Below are 15,195 nucleotides of genomic sequence, written 5' to 3'. Positions count from 1 at the left end.
CAAGAACTGGTTATACCGGCTAACAGATGAGAATGGACGAGGAAGAGAACAGCTAGAGGGAGCTTTAGAGCCAGATTAATAGCAACAAACCTTCTCCTTTACATTGGCAGTTGATCGCCCTTATACTGAAATAGTTGTTTATCAACAGTATACTTTATAGCGTATGGCTAAAGGACGTTGTTTGGCCTTGACTAAGTGAATGCCAGATATAGGGAGAGCTTGTTCCGGTAGTAGTCTGCTTGGTGGGTTGGAGCAGTCAGTTATTGTCATTGGTATGGATATGTCGAAGTGAATGAATGGTGCTTAACATTCTATCTTCTTTAATTAGTGTGCCAACATGAATTATGATTCAAAACAGCTTCTTTGCTATACCTTCATTAAAGATATGATTCTAATGTGTGTAATATTGAGATACATAATGAGTAAAACATTACCCAGCAATTACTTAATTTACAGGTTGGCACAGAATTTGTATTGACGCGCTTTTTCTTCTTGTAACACATCTAATGTATTAGTATATAACAACTTCTGCTTCTTGAGCACACATATATAGTTCTGGTTTTGTCCACAATTTCTCTATCTATAAATACTTATTTAAAGAAAATTTTGGGCTATACACTAATTAATAGGGTACCTGATACCACTTACCTGGCATTCCATCACCAGGTACCCTGTTTATGGATAATTAGAGATGTCAAAAGAGGTTGTAATGGCTTATGAAATTCCCTCAATAGTAGTCTAAAAATAGTAACTCAACTACTTATACGTCATTAGATTTATAGTGATAGGAAAGTAGTACTACTTGTATGCTTAAATAAGGTCTATAGTATAAAGCGCTTAGAGATATCATTATTGAGAAGATAGAGTCCGAAAAGCTATAGCCAAGAGATCAGATTCCGTCTGAAAATAAATTGAACAAGAACTACAGCGTGAACAATGAACAAAGTTAAATCCGCCTGAATAGAATAAAACATCCATCCAGGCAGATTTACATGCAAGCAATCAAAGGCTTAGTTTATCAATTATTTTTTCTTATTCGGGAATTTCCGGTAAGGCCTGTCAGGGGCAATCCTTTTCCCCATCCTGTTAATTCATATTATCATCACGTCTGAGGTCAATCATCAGGTGGTTAGGATCAACTCCACCACGATCAGGTTTTCGCGGCACTCTCACGGTTATGGTCTGCTTACCGGAATGGATACGGTGCATCTTGAGGTAGAGTGGTTTATTTAATTCTTTACCTTCCTCGTAAATCCCAACTTCCAGCCAATCATTCATCGGCACTTCCTTTTCCTGCCCCGTACTATCTACTATTACCTTTTGAGCCTGTACCTGCATCGTTACCAGCCAACTTCCTGCTTTCGTTTGCGCTGCGGTAAACTGCTCTGTTTTAAGACGCCAGTACGTGTTCTCTTTAAACAGGTCATGTAACAGGTAATTCAATGAGTCAGGGGTTACATTCTGTATCTGCTGATAGAGGTCCAAGGTAGTCGGTAGGGGGAGCTCTCCGGAGGTACGTTTCTGGAGGAGACGCCGGAGCGCATCGTTTACCTTTTCCTTACCGATGTACTTACTCAAAGCATGCATAGCGAGTCCACCCTTTCGATAGTACAGAAACGCCTCATTGGCCCTGAGTAGGGAAGCTGATGCAAGTGAGCGTGGCATTTCATAGGTGGAATGCAGATAGTTTACGTATTTCCCCAAATGGTTATCACCATACCCCTTTTCCAGTACCTGCATACCAGAATAAACGGCAAGACCCTCAATCAGAACACCGGCTCCTTCTACGTAGGCTGGTGTTAACCTGGCTACTCCCCACCACTGGTGTCCCACTTCATGCGCCAATATATAATAGGGAAGGTCAAATCCATCCGGACTGTCATCGGGATTCATTAGAGCATACTGTTCTCCATAGTAGATGATACCCGCATCCGCAGTTGCTCCCCCTCCGGGACCAGCTCGCTCTACTAAATTCATATTGCCATAGGGATAAGGGCCAAACTGCTCCGAATAGTACGCCAGAGAAGATTTTACGCTCTCGAGCATTCGAGCTATATTTAGATTATGTTCCGGATGATAGTAAATCGTGATCGCGACATCCTTCCATTTGCTTTCCTGAACCGCGTAACTCCCTGATAAGATAGTGTACTCGCTTCCGATCGAAGCACTTGTTTTGTAGTGGAAGTAGTGTCGGTCGCCTTTTGTCCAGGTTTGCTGTAAAGCACCCGGCGCAACGGCAACTTCATTTTTTGCTGTGCCTACAATAGTTTCAAGGGTAGTCTGAGCTGAACTAAATGGCTTTTTACGCGCCTCCCGATCACAAAGTGAAGGTAGCGCAGGACGCGCAGCAAGCTTATGCCTTTTTCGAAGTACCGCATCATCGATTTCCCGATGGTGTTGGTAGCCAATGGTTGGGAGCAGGTCGTAATTCGTGAAGTTGGTACCGTTCTCCATCACCAGTGCGTTGGTGCCGCTATTACTGAAGCCGTGCTGATTATAGTGCACTACGAAGTTAAGTTGTAGCGAATCTCCTGGCTGTAGTGGTTGCTTTAAGGCATATATGTGGTGGTTGAGTACTTTGTCTATCAGTACCGCGGCAGCTGGACGATTAAATACCACTCCGTGAAACTCGATGCCTGAAACACTTCCTACATGTATGGAGTCTATGGGTTCTGTTTCCTTGTTGACAAGTGTGTAAGTACCCTGTATCCGGGCTTCCTGCTGTTCAGGATAAAGCTCGACGTGCAGCTTTGTAGCCGTCAGCTGAGGTTGCAGGGTGTTTCTGTACTGGCCGTAGCGCAGTTCGTATGCAGCCTTTCGTTCCATTATGTCGGAAACAGTCAGGTAATCATTGAGCACATTCGTATTGTAGAAAACAAAGCTCCCCAAAGTAAGCAGAAGTCCTGCACCTAGCATGGCCACCCAGGTGGTGGATCGTGTGAAACGGCGCTGTACCAACCAAATACGATATTTCAGACTTTGTTCTCTTCCCCGTACCCAAAACAATCTTGCTCCCACTGCTAGCAGCAAAGCCCAGGCTGCCCAATAGAGCTTAAACCACAGCCACGGTCCAAGTGAAGGTCCAAAGCCACGCATATCGGTGTACCACCAGCCCGGGTCTGCTCCGAAAACGAGCATAGTGTGCTCCACCCTGAAATAGGAAGGAAAGGCCATAAAGCTGAAAACAAAAAGCACCACCAGATACCCTATATATTTTTGATTTATCACGACGTGTATCACCAGGGCAAGCAGGGCAAAGAGCAGGTAGTCTGCTAGCTGTATCCCAAAGAGAGTCTGCACGTACAGGCCTATCTCCGGTTTATCGTAGCCCAGGACCAACTGCATCCCTATACCACCTGCCAACAGCAGTGCCATCCATACAACAAGGATGAGGCCTAGCCCCAGTAATTTACCTGTTAGGAGTACCCATTCCGGTACCGGTGCGGCGTCAGCAACATCACTCAAGCCTCCTTCCCGTTCATGCCAGATAAGCTCGCCTACGAAGTACATGATGAGTAGCGGAATCACTACCCATGCGGTACCGACGTTACTTACAGGAGCGGTCAGGTAGTCAACTACCTGCTGGGTAGTGGGGAGCAGCGGAATCCCAAACTGAGTCATGATTTGGTCGCTGAACGCAACTGAGGCCAGGGCAATTGCTCCAACCAGTGTGAGCCCTGCTGGGTGTCTGGCTATTTTCTTAAAAGATGCCCATGCAATCGTAAGCACCTGCTGGAACCAGGTTGCAAAGCCAAAACTTCGCTCCACCTGCGGAAAGGTAATGGCGGTTTGTCTGACTAGTGGATTTTGGACATACGTGTTAGTCTGTACATTTGATCGCCGTTTAAAGCGACTCCACCAACTGCTGGTTAAGGGGTTAGTAAAACTGAAGCGGAGGTAGGTAAGCCACAACAACCCTATAGCCACACTGACCCATAAGACCCGATTCCAAAGAAACATCCCTTCCAGTGTGATTAGTCGCGTATTTTTCTCTGTGGGCGTCCACGTTCCCAGTTCATTTACTACAATACCGGCAACACCTACCGGATCCAGTAATTTAACCAGGTCCCAATTTCCGAATAGGTTTGCCGCCGACACCGCGATTAGCTGAGGGAAAATGGCTAAGAGCAGGCTGGCCATATAACTTACCATCACCTGTCGGCTAAGCACTGCAAAGGTGAATTGAAGGGCTGTTGCTACAAAAGCATTCGGTAAGGCTATTATGAGGAAGACACTCAGATAAGCCCATGGCCTGAAAGGTAATAATGCATCCTGCTCCATACCTGGCAGGTAAAATGAAAGCAGCAAACCTACCGGCAAAGCAAGTACTAGCAGCGCGTTCACACCAAAAGCAGCCAGAAATCGACCGCCCAGGTAGTTGAGCTTAGAAACTGGGGTAGTGTAGATAAGAGGATGCATACGCATCTGTACGTCACGTGCTGCAGCTTCGCCACAAATGGAAGCACCCATCAGGAGCCAGATAAGCCCGCCAATAACAGTCATAGCCGTAATGTGGAGGGTATTGTTTGGATATACTCCGTCGTTAGTAGATATGAGTTGACCCATTCCTATTGTAAATGCAAGAAGGACAGCTAAACAGAGCCAAGTGGAGATTCGCCCTGCCTGATAGGCGAACTCATAGCGAAAAATATTCCAGAGCTTCATAGTGCAACCTCCGGTTTAATGTTTCCAATATGTCCTGCCATGGTGGTGAAATAGACATCTTCCAGATCGGGTGCTACCTCTTCAAAGCCATTGCCTGGATCTACTTCGCTGTAGACATGAACTACTGTTCGTCCGCTTAGCAGTTTAGTAGAAATTACCTTATGGTCCTGCTCTAATTGGGGCAACACTCTTTTCTCAACTATACGGCGCCAGATCCTTCCCTGCAGTCCCGCTACTGCTTTTAGCGGCTCCGCTTCCTGCAGTATTTGCCCTTTATTGATAATTGCCATTCGGGTACATAGTTCGCTCACATCTTCTACTATATGAGTAGATAGAATCACGACGCTATTCTCACCCAATTCACTGAGAAGATTTAAGAACCGCACCCGTTCTGCCGGGTCCAGCCCCGCCGTAGGCTCATCCACGATCATGAGCTTTGGGTTTCCCAGCAAGGCCACTGCCACTCCAAAACGCTGCTTCATACCACCTGAAAAGCCACCCAATTTTTGCCTGCGCACGTCCCACAAGTTGGTTTGTTTCAATAATGCTTCTACCACTTCTCTTCTGGAAGCCCGATTAGTGATGCCTTTAAGCACAGCGAAGTAATCAAGCAAATCTTCCGCTCTCGCCTTGGGGTAGATGCCAAACTCCTGGGGCAGGTACCCCAGTGTCTGGCGCACCTCCTCTTTCTGGTTCAACACGTCTATTCCATCAAGGTAAATACTTCCCATATCCGGTTCCTGCAAGGTTGCCAGCGTCCGCATCAGCGTCGATTTGCCTGCTCCGTTCGGTCCCAGCAGGCCGTACATGCCATTTGGAATAGTGAGTGTAACATCCCGGAGTGCCTGAACCCCATTGGGATACCTTTTAGTGATGTTGGTAATTTGTAGTGTCATAGGTATGTTTTGTTAGTAATAGTTTTGCACGGGTTTTCAAAGTGAAGTGCAAAGACTGACAAAGGTTAAGAATGGCAACACCTTAAAAAGTAGCTACTCAAATTGATGAATACCCTGATATAAGTGATACCCTTCCCAGCACCAGTAAGAATACTGACGATACTAAGGTAGTGCACAGTACTATGTTTTACAAGCTACTATATATAATATTTTTCATAATGAAGATTTTTGCCTATCAACCTTTGAAAAGATGTAAGTACAAGTGTGCCTTAGCCTGAGATAGCTTCTCAGAATATATCAGCAAATGAGAACTGGTGCAAGATTACATTCGCAACCAATCAAGCAGCTGTAAGTACAATGAGCATCCCGGGGAGAGATCTGTTTTAGAGTACTTTAACGGAGAAGAGAACGCCAATCAGGGCATGGCTGACCTGATTATCCAAAGCACCTGAATCCTGAGAAATCAAGTAATATTGTATCAACTAAAGAGGCAGACTGGTAAAATAACTTTATCTGCTATAGATAAAATGCTAAAGCAGATTTTTGTAGCTCCCATGCAGCGAAGAGAGGTGTTGGAGCAAACTCTTCAGCAAGGTTAATTTGTCGTGACTGGTTCTCAATTTAATGATCGAAATTTGTCTTTTGAATTGGCTTGGGGAGGGCAAAAATTGATTCAAAGTTAACCCGATGCCCCGGCCAGATCGAGAAGGTCAGTATATAGTTTGGATATGTGAGCAAGTAGACTATAACAACTGCACAAGCTTTTAATAAACCTGTGCAGTATAGTCGTTTGTTGAGAGCTTAAAAGAAAAAGCCCAGCAAACAATCCAGAAGCTTGCTATCCAATAGATCGGGACAGAACGATTGTAACTTTTAGCTATTCTCATTCTGTTGTGGTGCTTCTCCCAGCCTCCTTTTTAATTCTTCATTCTCCAGGATGTATCGGTTAAGTTGTCCTTTTAGATAGGCATTCTCCGATAGCAATGCAGAAATCATCTTATCCGTTTCGTCGTAGGGAATGGCTTCCTCCGAATGTTTGGCCTGGTTGGCATAACCTCTACAGGTAGATGAGCAGTACTTGGCAGTAGAACGGCTGGCGAAGTAAAGAGTGCCGCACCATAAACAGGTTTTCTCGAATACTTTGGCGTTGTATTTGAATTCTGAGCGGTCTAGTTTGGGCATAGCTGTATATAGTTTGATACTGGTAAATATATAAGCCTTTTTATAATTATCAAAATAATAACGCGCTCATCACGTTTTAATATTATTTAATTTATTAGCCATTCTTAGCGTTGTACATATGTACTTCTTCTTTATCTATAAAAAGCTTACACTAAAAGTATTCGTATCCCTTTAACTAATCATCGACAATATCATCAAGATATCCATCATAAAGTATAACTGAAGCGGCAGAAAGAATAACTTGATTCCAGTCTACTTTCTCAGCTTCTAAATGAGTAGTTGATCATAAAATATAGAGAAGTAATACTAACGTCCCTCCCCTATCAGGGCTTGGAGACAAAGAATACCTTCGCCAGCGCTACCGCTGTCATCAGGAGCCAGATGGAATTAAGTACCCAGCTGGCATGCGCTTTCTTGGAAACTGCATAGATAATCAGAAAGCAACACCCTAACATATTCATCACAAGGTATTCAATAGACTGACTACGTATCAGGTTAAGACTGTTGAGACTATAAGCTGAAAGTGAAAATACAGCTCCTGCCCAGCCGATTGCTTCTACTAGATATCTTCGTACTGTTAACATCGTTTGATTACTTTTATGCAAAAGAAGATATAAAATATCGCCCTAAAAATGCTATTTTAGGATTGACTGATGCATAAAACAGATTAGTGAATGGATTTGCAACAGATACGTAACTTTCTTACGCTAGCCCAGGAACTCCATTTCTGGAATACAGCCGAAAAGGTATACATCACTCAATCTGCCCTGAGCAGGCAGATAAAGTCATTGGAAGATGAGCTTGGGGTGACGCTTTTTGAAAGGAATAAGCGAAGGGTAAAGCTAACAGAAGCCGGTGCCTTCCTAAGAGATAAATGGCTGCCCCTGATGGATGAGATCAGCCGGATACATCGACAGGCACAGCGTATCCACGAAGGTGCCTACGGCTCTATAAGTATAGGCTATCCCGGATCGGTTACCTATGGTATCCTGCAGGAACTTATTGCCAGTATTGATCATCTATTCCCCGATCTGCGGGTGGAGCTATTTGAACCTACCGATATTAGCTTTGAACAATTACTGCTAAACTACCAGATGGATCTGGCGTTACGACGCGATCCGGCCGAAAACCCTGCACTGCAGTCTATATGGCTCTATTCTGAACAGTTCGCTCTGATTGTTCCGGATGGTCACGCCGTGAATCAGGAAAACTTTACTGGCCTACTGGATGTAAAAGATGAGAAGTTTATTATCTCCGGCCTGCACCATAAAACATTTTACGTATCCAATCTCCGGATGATCTTTGACCACTACGGCATTGACCCTAATATTCATATAGAGTCAGATTTCGGAGGAGTTATCTTAAGTCTGGTAGCCAGAGGCCTGGGAGTATCCATTCTTCCCAGTTCCTATTCGTTCAGTGCTCCCCCCAATGTCCGTTTTATAAATCTCCCCTTTCAGGTAGACCTTCACGTGATATGGCGTAAGGAAGACAATCGTCCTGTACTTCATAATATACTTAAAGAAATACAGCAGTTGGCTAATAAATTCAAGACTTCCTGATCCCCTGACTATTTTTTAAAACATTATAGCATTTAGTAACACATGATCAATCTTAAGACAGTAAAGGTTGGGGTTGTACAGGCTACTCCCGCTCTATTTGATCTGGATAAGACCGTAGACATTGTTTGCTAGGGAATAGAAACAGGCGCACAACAGGGTTGTGAGCTTTTGCTGTTCCCGGAATCTTTTATTCCGTGCTACCCCAGAGGCCTGGACTTTAAAGCCGTGGTCGGTAAGCGTACGGATAGAGGCCGTGACATGTGGCTAGACTACTGGTCAAATAGTCCTGAAATTACATCTGAACATATTAAGCATATCAGTGATGCCGTCCGCAGTGCCGGCTTGATGGTAGCCCTGGGTATCACCGAAAAAGAGAGCTTAGGTGGTACCTTGCACTGTTCCCTACTCTACTTTGGGAAAGATGGCTCCATCGTAGGCAAACATCGTAAACTAAAACTAACCGGACTGGCGCGCTTTATCTGGGGGGAGAGTGACGACAGTACCCTAACTAGTCTGGTTACTCCTTTGGGTAAGGTACTGGCGGGGCCGCTTTGGAATGATGAGGGACTACTAACTGCCGAGCTTGACTTCGCTCTACAGGCTAAAAGTAAACTAGACTTTGACTGTATTCGACACTATGCCCGACCAGATGTATTTGAGTACAGGGTGAACAAACAGCCTGCCACCATCAAAATTGATTGAATAGAGCTTAATTTCAGATCTGCTTAGAAGTTTTTCACATGCAGATTAAACTAATTTTCAGGAGGTTACGTTTAATAAACAACTCCCTCATCCGTAAGTGTACAGCCGTAAATTATTAAGAAGGACAGGTTATATAGTGAATATGTTGTTGACTGTCCAATTAAGCAGAAAACCACAAAGCAGGTCTTTGTGGTTTTTTTGTGTCTATACTTTTCCCCTGCTACTTCGCAGCTCCCAGCCTACTTCCACGGTTTGCAAAATCCATAGTTGTATTTAATTTCGATCCCTTCACAACTGCTAAACTTGCTGACTACCTGCCTCTTATTTATTAAATATATCCTGTTTAAGCAGAATTAAACAGTACTAATATATGTTTAATTTATAAGGCTCGTTAGCCTTTTTAAGCTTTTTATCAGGATAAGCATCCTTCCATCCAACTATAAAAAATACTATATGGAACTCGTTCAGGAGAAAGTACCGGTACAAGTAGACAAACGTTCTACCAGGGTTTGGATACCCAAACAAGTACTGTTTACTCCAGCCGCCCTGGAGGAGCCGTGGGGTCAGCAGATATACGAGAGAGTAGAGTCCATGGATATACCTATACAGGTACTTAAGCATAATCGACTCGTAGGGCTGAGGGGTGAAGATGAACGGGAAACCTACCGTAAGTCTAAGAGTACCCTGGCTGTCGTAACCGCTCCTGCGAGTGCTTTTAAATTACAGCCCATTCCCCCCTCGGCAGACTGGCAGTTCCACCTGGCCGAAGGCTGTCCGGCGCATTGCCAGTACTGCTACCTGGCAGGTAGTCTGCAGGGGCCGCCTGTTATCAGAACATTTGCTAATCTGCCTGCTATACTTAATAGCCTACCCAATTATAAAAACCAAGGCCGAGTAACTACCTACGAAGCCAGTTGCTATACAGATCCGCTGGGGATAGAGCACCTGACGGGAAGTCTGGCTGAGACAATCCAATTTTTTGGAGAGCAGGAGGGTATGAATCTGCGCTGGGTATCCAAGTATGATCAGGTTGATGACCTGCTTGATCTACCGCACCATGGACATACCCAACCCCGGATCAGCATTAATGCGGAGTTCGTAGCCCGACGCATGGAAGGAGGTACCGCATCGATTCAGGCCCGACTGGAGGCTATTCGCAAGCTGGCACTACCCAGAGCCGCTGGCGGAGGTGGCTATAAGGTAGGATTGGTTATTGCTCCGATCATGCCCGTCCCGGATTGGGAAGAGCAGTATACGGATTTGCTTGACCGGCTGGAACTGGCGCTTGATTTCCCCTGTGAAATAACCTTTGAATTGATCAGTCACCGGTTTACTCCGGGCTCTAAGGCGCTACTTCAGCAGTGGTATCCAAATACCATCATCGACTTTGATGAGAATAATCGGTCAGCCAAGTACACCAAGTTTGGGGGTAAAAAGTATGTATATACTCCCGCTACCATGCGTATGCTCCGTAGTTTCTTTCAGAGCGAACTTACCAGACGTTTTCCCGAGGCACCGGTGCTGTACTGGACCTGATCTGGATAAGCGGATATAAGATATTTAGCCGGCCCCTCACTATAAATAGTGAGGGGCCGGCTGTTATATAACCTGACATAAAAGGAACAAATAAACAGAGAACAAGCTTTTCTAATCAGTTAAAGAACATTCACCAATGATTGAAATAGATTAACAATGTCAGATACTTTATTTTCTCCTTTAAAAATCAGAAGCATTGAGTTTAGAAACCGAATAGGTGTTTCGCCCATGTGTATGTACAGCAGCAAAGACGGCTTCGCCAGTGACTGGCATCTGGTACACCTGGGTAGTCGTGCTGTGGGAGGTGCCGGCCTGGTACTAACCGAGGCTACCGCCGTAAGTCCCGAAGGTAGGATTACTCCCGGCGATTTGGGCATCTGGAAAGATGAACATATTGAGTTCCTGAAAAGAATCACCACATTTATTCATGAGCAGGGATCTGTGGCGGGTATACAGTTGGCACACGCGGGGCGTAAGGCCAGTCACCAGCGCCCCTGGGAAGGGGGACAGGCTCTTTCACCCGAACATCCCGAAGCCTGGCAGACCTTGGGCCCCAGTGAGCTCTCTTTCTCTGGATCTACCCCATCTCCCCTCGCTCTGGATGAAGCCGGTATCCTTAAAGTAAAACAAGATTTTCAGGATGCGGCCGTACGTGCCCTGCAGGCGGGCTTTAAAGTAGTGGAGATTCACGCCGCTCATGGCTACCTGCTGCACGAGTTTTTGTCTCCTCTCAGCAACCAGCGCAACGACCAGTACGGAGGAAGTTTTGAAAACCGTATTCGCCTGGTTAAAGAAGTAGCCGAAGATATCCGAAAGGTGTGGCCCGAGGAACTACCCCTTTTTATTCGCATTTCGGCCTCTGACTGGACAGATGGCGGCTGGACGATCGAAGAGTCGGTTGCCCTGGCCAAAGAACTGAAGCTTTATGGTGTAGATCTGGTCGATTGCTCTTCGGGAGGAAATGTCGCTCAGGTACGGATTCCAGTTGGGCCTAACTACCAGCTACCTTTTGCGGAACAGATTAAAAAAAAGGCGGACATCAGAACGGCCGCTGTTGGTATGATTACCCAAACAGATCAGGCGGATGAGATTATAGCTAGTGGTAAAGCCGATATGGTATTCCTGGCCAGGGAGTTTTTGAGAGATCCCTATTTCCCATTGCATGCCGCCCGTGAACAGGGAGTAGATGTGAAGTGGCCCGTACAGTACGAAAGGGCTAAAAATTAACCTGAATCGGTATTGTATATACGTTATACATCCGGTTACTTTTTAATCCTTTTTAAGTATTATTTAGAATAATATAAAATTCGTAAAAAATTACCATTGGAGTATTGTTTTGTATGGGATACAATTTTAGCTTTACAGCAAATTAAATGGTGTGGATATATGTCGGACAGCCTATGGATAATTATCTGTAGGTTGTTTTTGTTTATACCAACTCTGTAAAGGCTTTATCATATTAGTACAAATTTTTGCTCCTGTTGACAAATCAAATAAATACAATATTTGCATAAAGAAGGGCCAGCCTGATATCAGGCTGGCCCTTTCAAAAGTTAAGGGTAGATATAGGTATAGTCTTAGTTACTTTGGTAGAACTTTACGGTTCCATCCCCTTCGTTGCTCGTCACCAGCATACTTTTACCATTAGGACTTTTGTCCGATGGTACAAAGAGTACTCCTTCCGGAGCATCACCGGTTTTGAGCATCTGCATAAACCTGGGAGCAGCCGGATTACTCAAATCATATACCGCAATGGCATCTGAGCGTTCCAGCGCAACAAACGCAACGGGTTTTTTATTGATCAGACCTACCGTTACTCCCTCCGGCTCAACGCCCTTATCGTCTGAGCGATCGTCGTCATAAAGGCCTGCGTTGATTACCTCTTTCTCCAGGCTATTACCCGACTCAAACACCATCTGCCCGGTAGTAGCATTGTAGATACTAAACCCACGACCACCAAAGGCATACAGTACATCATAATCACCGTCCTTATCAATATCACCCATTGTATTGGTCACTCGTAGTCGCCCCAGATTGGCAGGAAGCTTGATAGTAGTTGCATCAGGAAAAGCAGCCGCATCAAGCTTAAGAGAACTCACTCTAGCCTGCTCATCGAAAGAATCATATTCGCGGGCATCCCCCTCGTTGGCTGTAATCAGGTACGACCCACCACCCACTGTGAAGTACGACATAGCGTCTGGCAGATACAGTGATCTGATGGGTAGAGTTCTGTGTTCAACCTTGCTGTCCCGGTCACTGGGATCGAACGAATTCATTGCCTGGCTGATATCTTTGGACCCGAGGGGATATAGTTTCAGGATAGTGCCACTTACCAAATCAACTTCGGCTATACCATTGTTTTCCTGCAGAGTAACATAGGCTTTTTTAGAATCATCGGAGATGGCTACGTACTCGGGTTCTATATCCTGAGCAAAGCTGGCATTAGGTCCAAATACTCGGAAACCTTCCTGTGCCAGTTGGGGGTACGAGCTGGCAAAGCCATCAAAGTAAAGGGTTTTGACGCTGTAGTTATCACCTACATTGATAACAGACACGGAACCCTTAGGATCAACGGTATAGTCGGCGTTGGGTTCTCCTTCATCGGCAGTAACAATGTACTTCCCATCCGGGCTGAACGTAACCATATCGGGTAGCGCCCCAACGGGTACCTGTTTCATGATGGTAAGGGTAGCCGTATTGACAACGATTACACTTCCATTGGCCTGCTTGTTGAGGGCCTCCAGCGCTATTGCTAACTTGCCACCCGATACAGCGACACTGTTGGCTACGCCACCCATAGCCGATACATCAATGGGTTGTAGTTTGGTTACGGTCGGGAAAGCAGATAAGTCCAGTACCTCTACCAGTGCATTTGATTCGTTATTGACCGTAAAAAGACGACGGGTAGCCGGATCATAAGCGGATATTTCGGATGAAGCAGTTCCCCCCAGATCAATAGCTGCCACTTCACTAAAAGAAGAAGGATCTTCGACAACAGGATCAATCGGAGCATGGTCTGTACAACCATTTGTTAATACCGCTAAAAAGGCCAGTCTGATAAGTAACTTGTGTGAGATCATAGGATTATGAGTAAATTGAGGCAACCAAATTACTCATACTAAAAAATCATAATGAACTGGGAGCTGAACCTTAACAATTATATAAACAGAGCAGGCTATCCTTAATAATTTTATAAAATTACGGCAATCTTAAATGACGGTTACTTTGCAAATAGAGTCAGAAATTTGCGGTTTTTCCATCACTTTAATGAAGTACACCTTTTATTTATGTACAAAACGATTACATGCATCCTGGCTGTTTGCAGCACCCTCTTCTTTAGCCCTGAAAGCTACGCACAACCCTCACCCAGAAAGGCACTATTCATAATAGTCGATGGCATATCGGCCGATGCTATTGAAAAAGTAGAAACACCCAATCTGGATGCGATTGCTGAAGTAGGCGGATATACCCGTGCTTACGTAGGTGGAGGTAAAGGTACCTACTCCCAAACCCCAACCATCTCGGCCGTGGGCTACAATAGCCTGCTGACGGGTACGTGGGTGAATAAGCACAACGTGTGGGACAACCGGATCAAGGAGCCCAACTACCACTACTGGACCCTGTTCCGATTTATGGAAGAGCAGTACCCGGAGAAGAAAACGGCCGTATTCTCCACCTGGCTTGACAACCGCACCAAGCTCATAGGCGAAAGCCTGCCGCAGACCAATAACCTGCGCCTTGATTACGCCTTTGATGGCTTTGAGTTGGACACTATCCAGTTCCCCCATGATAAAGACGCTCATTATATACATCTGATCGATGAAAAGGTAGCCACCGAAGCGGCACGCTACATCCGGGAGCAGAGTCCTGACCTGTCGTGGGTGTATCTGGAGTATACCGACGACATGGGCCACCGCTACGGGGATGGGGAGCGCTTTGATGAATCCATCCGGATCATGGATAAGCAGATAGGACGTATATGGGAAGCAGTACAAGTACGGCAAAAACAATACGGAGAGGACTGGAAGGTATTCATCACCACTGATCACGGTCGTAGTGCCGATACCGGCAAAAACCACGGAGGCCAGTCAGACCGTGAACGCAGTACCTGGATTACGACCAACGCCTTGGGATTGAACAGGTACTTCCGTGGTACCACCGGTATTGCAGTTGTGCCGGCCATCGTGGATATCATGCCTACCCTGGTCCGGCACCTGGGACTCACCATTCCCCGTGATCAGGCCCTTGAACTAGATGGTATCCCTCTGACGGGAAAGCTGTCACTTATTAATCCTGCGGTACATAAAGAGGAAGGCAAACTAACCACCACCTGGAAAGCCATTGATAAAGAAGGTACCGTTAAAGTATGGTTAGCTACTACCAATCAGTTTGAGGAAGGGGGTAAGGATAGTTATTCCCTCCTGGCCGAAGTACCGGTTAGCCAGGAACAGGCTCAGGTGGATATATCAAAGTTACCCAAGGGCTACTATAAGATTGTATTGGAAGGAAAATACAATTCTGTAAATCGCTGGGTAGTGGAGTAACCGAAATTTTTTCTCATTTGCCAGCTATTGCATTACCTGTTCTGATGCTATTCATTATGTCAGAACAGGTACTCTTCTCATACGTTAATGCCATAAGATTAAAGGATC

10 protein-coding genes are annotated in these 15,195 nt (G+C 45.4%); 5 read left to right on the top strand and 5 right to left on the bottom strand.

The genetic code is table 11. The annotated features are described in order from the left end of the window. Window positions 1-1,086: 1,086 nt before the first annotated feature. From JUB14_RS19465 to JUB14_RS28235, 4 genes are all read right to left on the bottom strand, one after another. Window positions 1,087-4,566, bottom strand: coding sequence for an ABC transporter permease/M1 family aminopeptidase (locus JUB14_RS19465; RefSeq protein ID WP_207508481.1), 3,480 nt, complete (start codon window positions 4,564-4,566; stop codon window positions 1,087-1,089). Window positions 4,567-4,661: 95 nt separating this feature from the next. Then, window positions 4,662-5,561, bottom strand: a complete 900-nt coding sequence (locus JUB14_RS19460) for an ABC transporter ATP-binding protein (RefSeq protein WP_207508480.1) — start codon at window positions 5,559-5,561, stop codon at window positions 4,662-4,664. 873 nt (window positions 5,562-6,434) lie between these two features. Continuing rightward, complete coding sequence (locus tag JUB14_RS19455; protein ID WP_207508479.1) at window positions 6,435-6,743, bottom strand: hypothetical protein; 309 nt, start codon at window positions 6,741-6,743, stop codon at window positions 6,435-6,437. 323 nt (window positions 6,744-7,066) lie between these two features. Then, window positions 7,067-7,327 carry a CBU_0592 family membrane protein gene (locus JUB14_RS28235; protein WP_207508478.1) on the bottom strand — a complete coding sequence of 87 codons (261 nt, stop codon included), beginning with the start codon at window positions 7,325-7,327 and terminating at the stop codon, window positions 7,067-7,069. Between the two features lie 90 nt (window positions 7,328-7,417). Between JUB14_RS28235 and JUB14_RS19445 the strand changes: the two genes are divergently transcribed. From JUB14_RS19445 to JUB14_RS19430, 4 genes are all read left to right on the top strand, one after another. Beyond that, complete coding sequence (locus tag JUB14_RS19445; RefSeq protein ID WP_207508477.1) at window positions 7,418-8,305, top strand: LysR family transcriptional regulator; 888 nt, start codon at window positions 7,418-7,420, stop codon at window positions 8,303-8,305. A gap of 135 nt (window positions 8,306-8,440) precedes the next feature. Beyond that, window positions 8,441-9,007: a nitrilase-related carbon-nitrogen hydrolase gene (locus JUB14_RS19440; protein ID WP_310586168.1), complete on the top strand. Its 567-nt coding sequence runs from the start codon at window positions 8,441-8,443 to the stop codon at window positions 9,005-9,007. Window positions 9,008-9,460: 453 nt separating this feature from the next. After that, entirely contained in the window at window positions 9,461-10,543 is a 1,083-nt protein-coding gene (locus JUB14_RS19435; protein WP_229368031.1) for a spore photoproduct lyase family protein, read from the top strand. A gap of 156 nt (window positions 10,544-10,699) precedes the next feature. After that, window positions 10,700-11,770: an NADH:flavin oxidoreductase/NADH oxidase gene (locus JUB14_RS19430; protein ID WP_207508476.1), complete on the top strand. Its 1,071-nt coding sequence runs from the start codon at window positions 10,700-10,702 to the stop codon at window positions 11,768-11,770. 350 nt (window positions 11,771-12,120) lie between these two features. On the opposite strand, the gene JUB14_RS19425 is transcribed toward JUB14_RS19430, so the two are convergent. Next, a complete protein-coding gene (locus JUB14_RS19425; RefSeq protein ID WP_207508475.1) occupies window positions 12,121-13,623 on the bottom strand; it encodes a choice-of-anchor I family protein in 1,503 nt (500 codons plus the stop codon). A gap of 207 nt (window positions 13,624-13,830) precedes the next feature. On the opposite strand from JUB14_RS19425, the gene JUB14_RS19420 reads away from it, so the two are divergent. Continuing rightward, window positions 13,831-15,087, top strand: coding sequence for an alkaline phosphatase family protein (locus JUB14_RS19420; protein WP_207508474.1), 1,257 nt, complete (start codon window positions 13,831-13,833; stop codon window positions 15,085-15,087). Window positions 15,088-15,195: the final 108 nt, after the last annotated feature.

It is taken from the genome of Telluribacter humicola, from assembly GCF_017355935.1.
GTDB lineage: Bacteria > Bacteroidota > Bacteroidia > Cytophagales > Spirosomataceae > Telluribacter > Telluribacter humicola.
The sequence above is the reverse complement of the archived record's forward strand: the minus strand, read 5'-3'. Positions and strand labels throughout refer to the sequence as shown.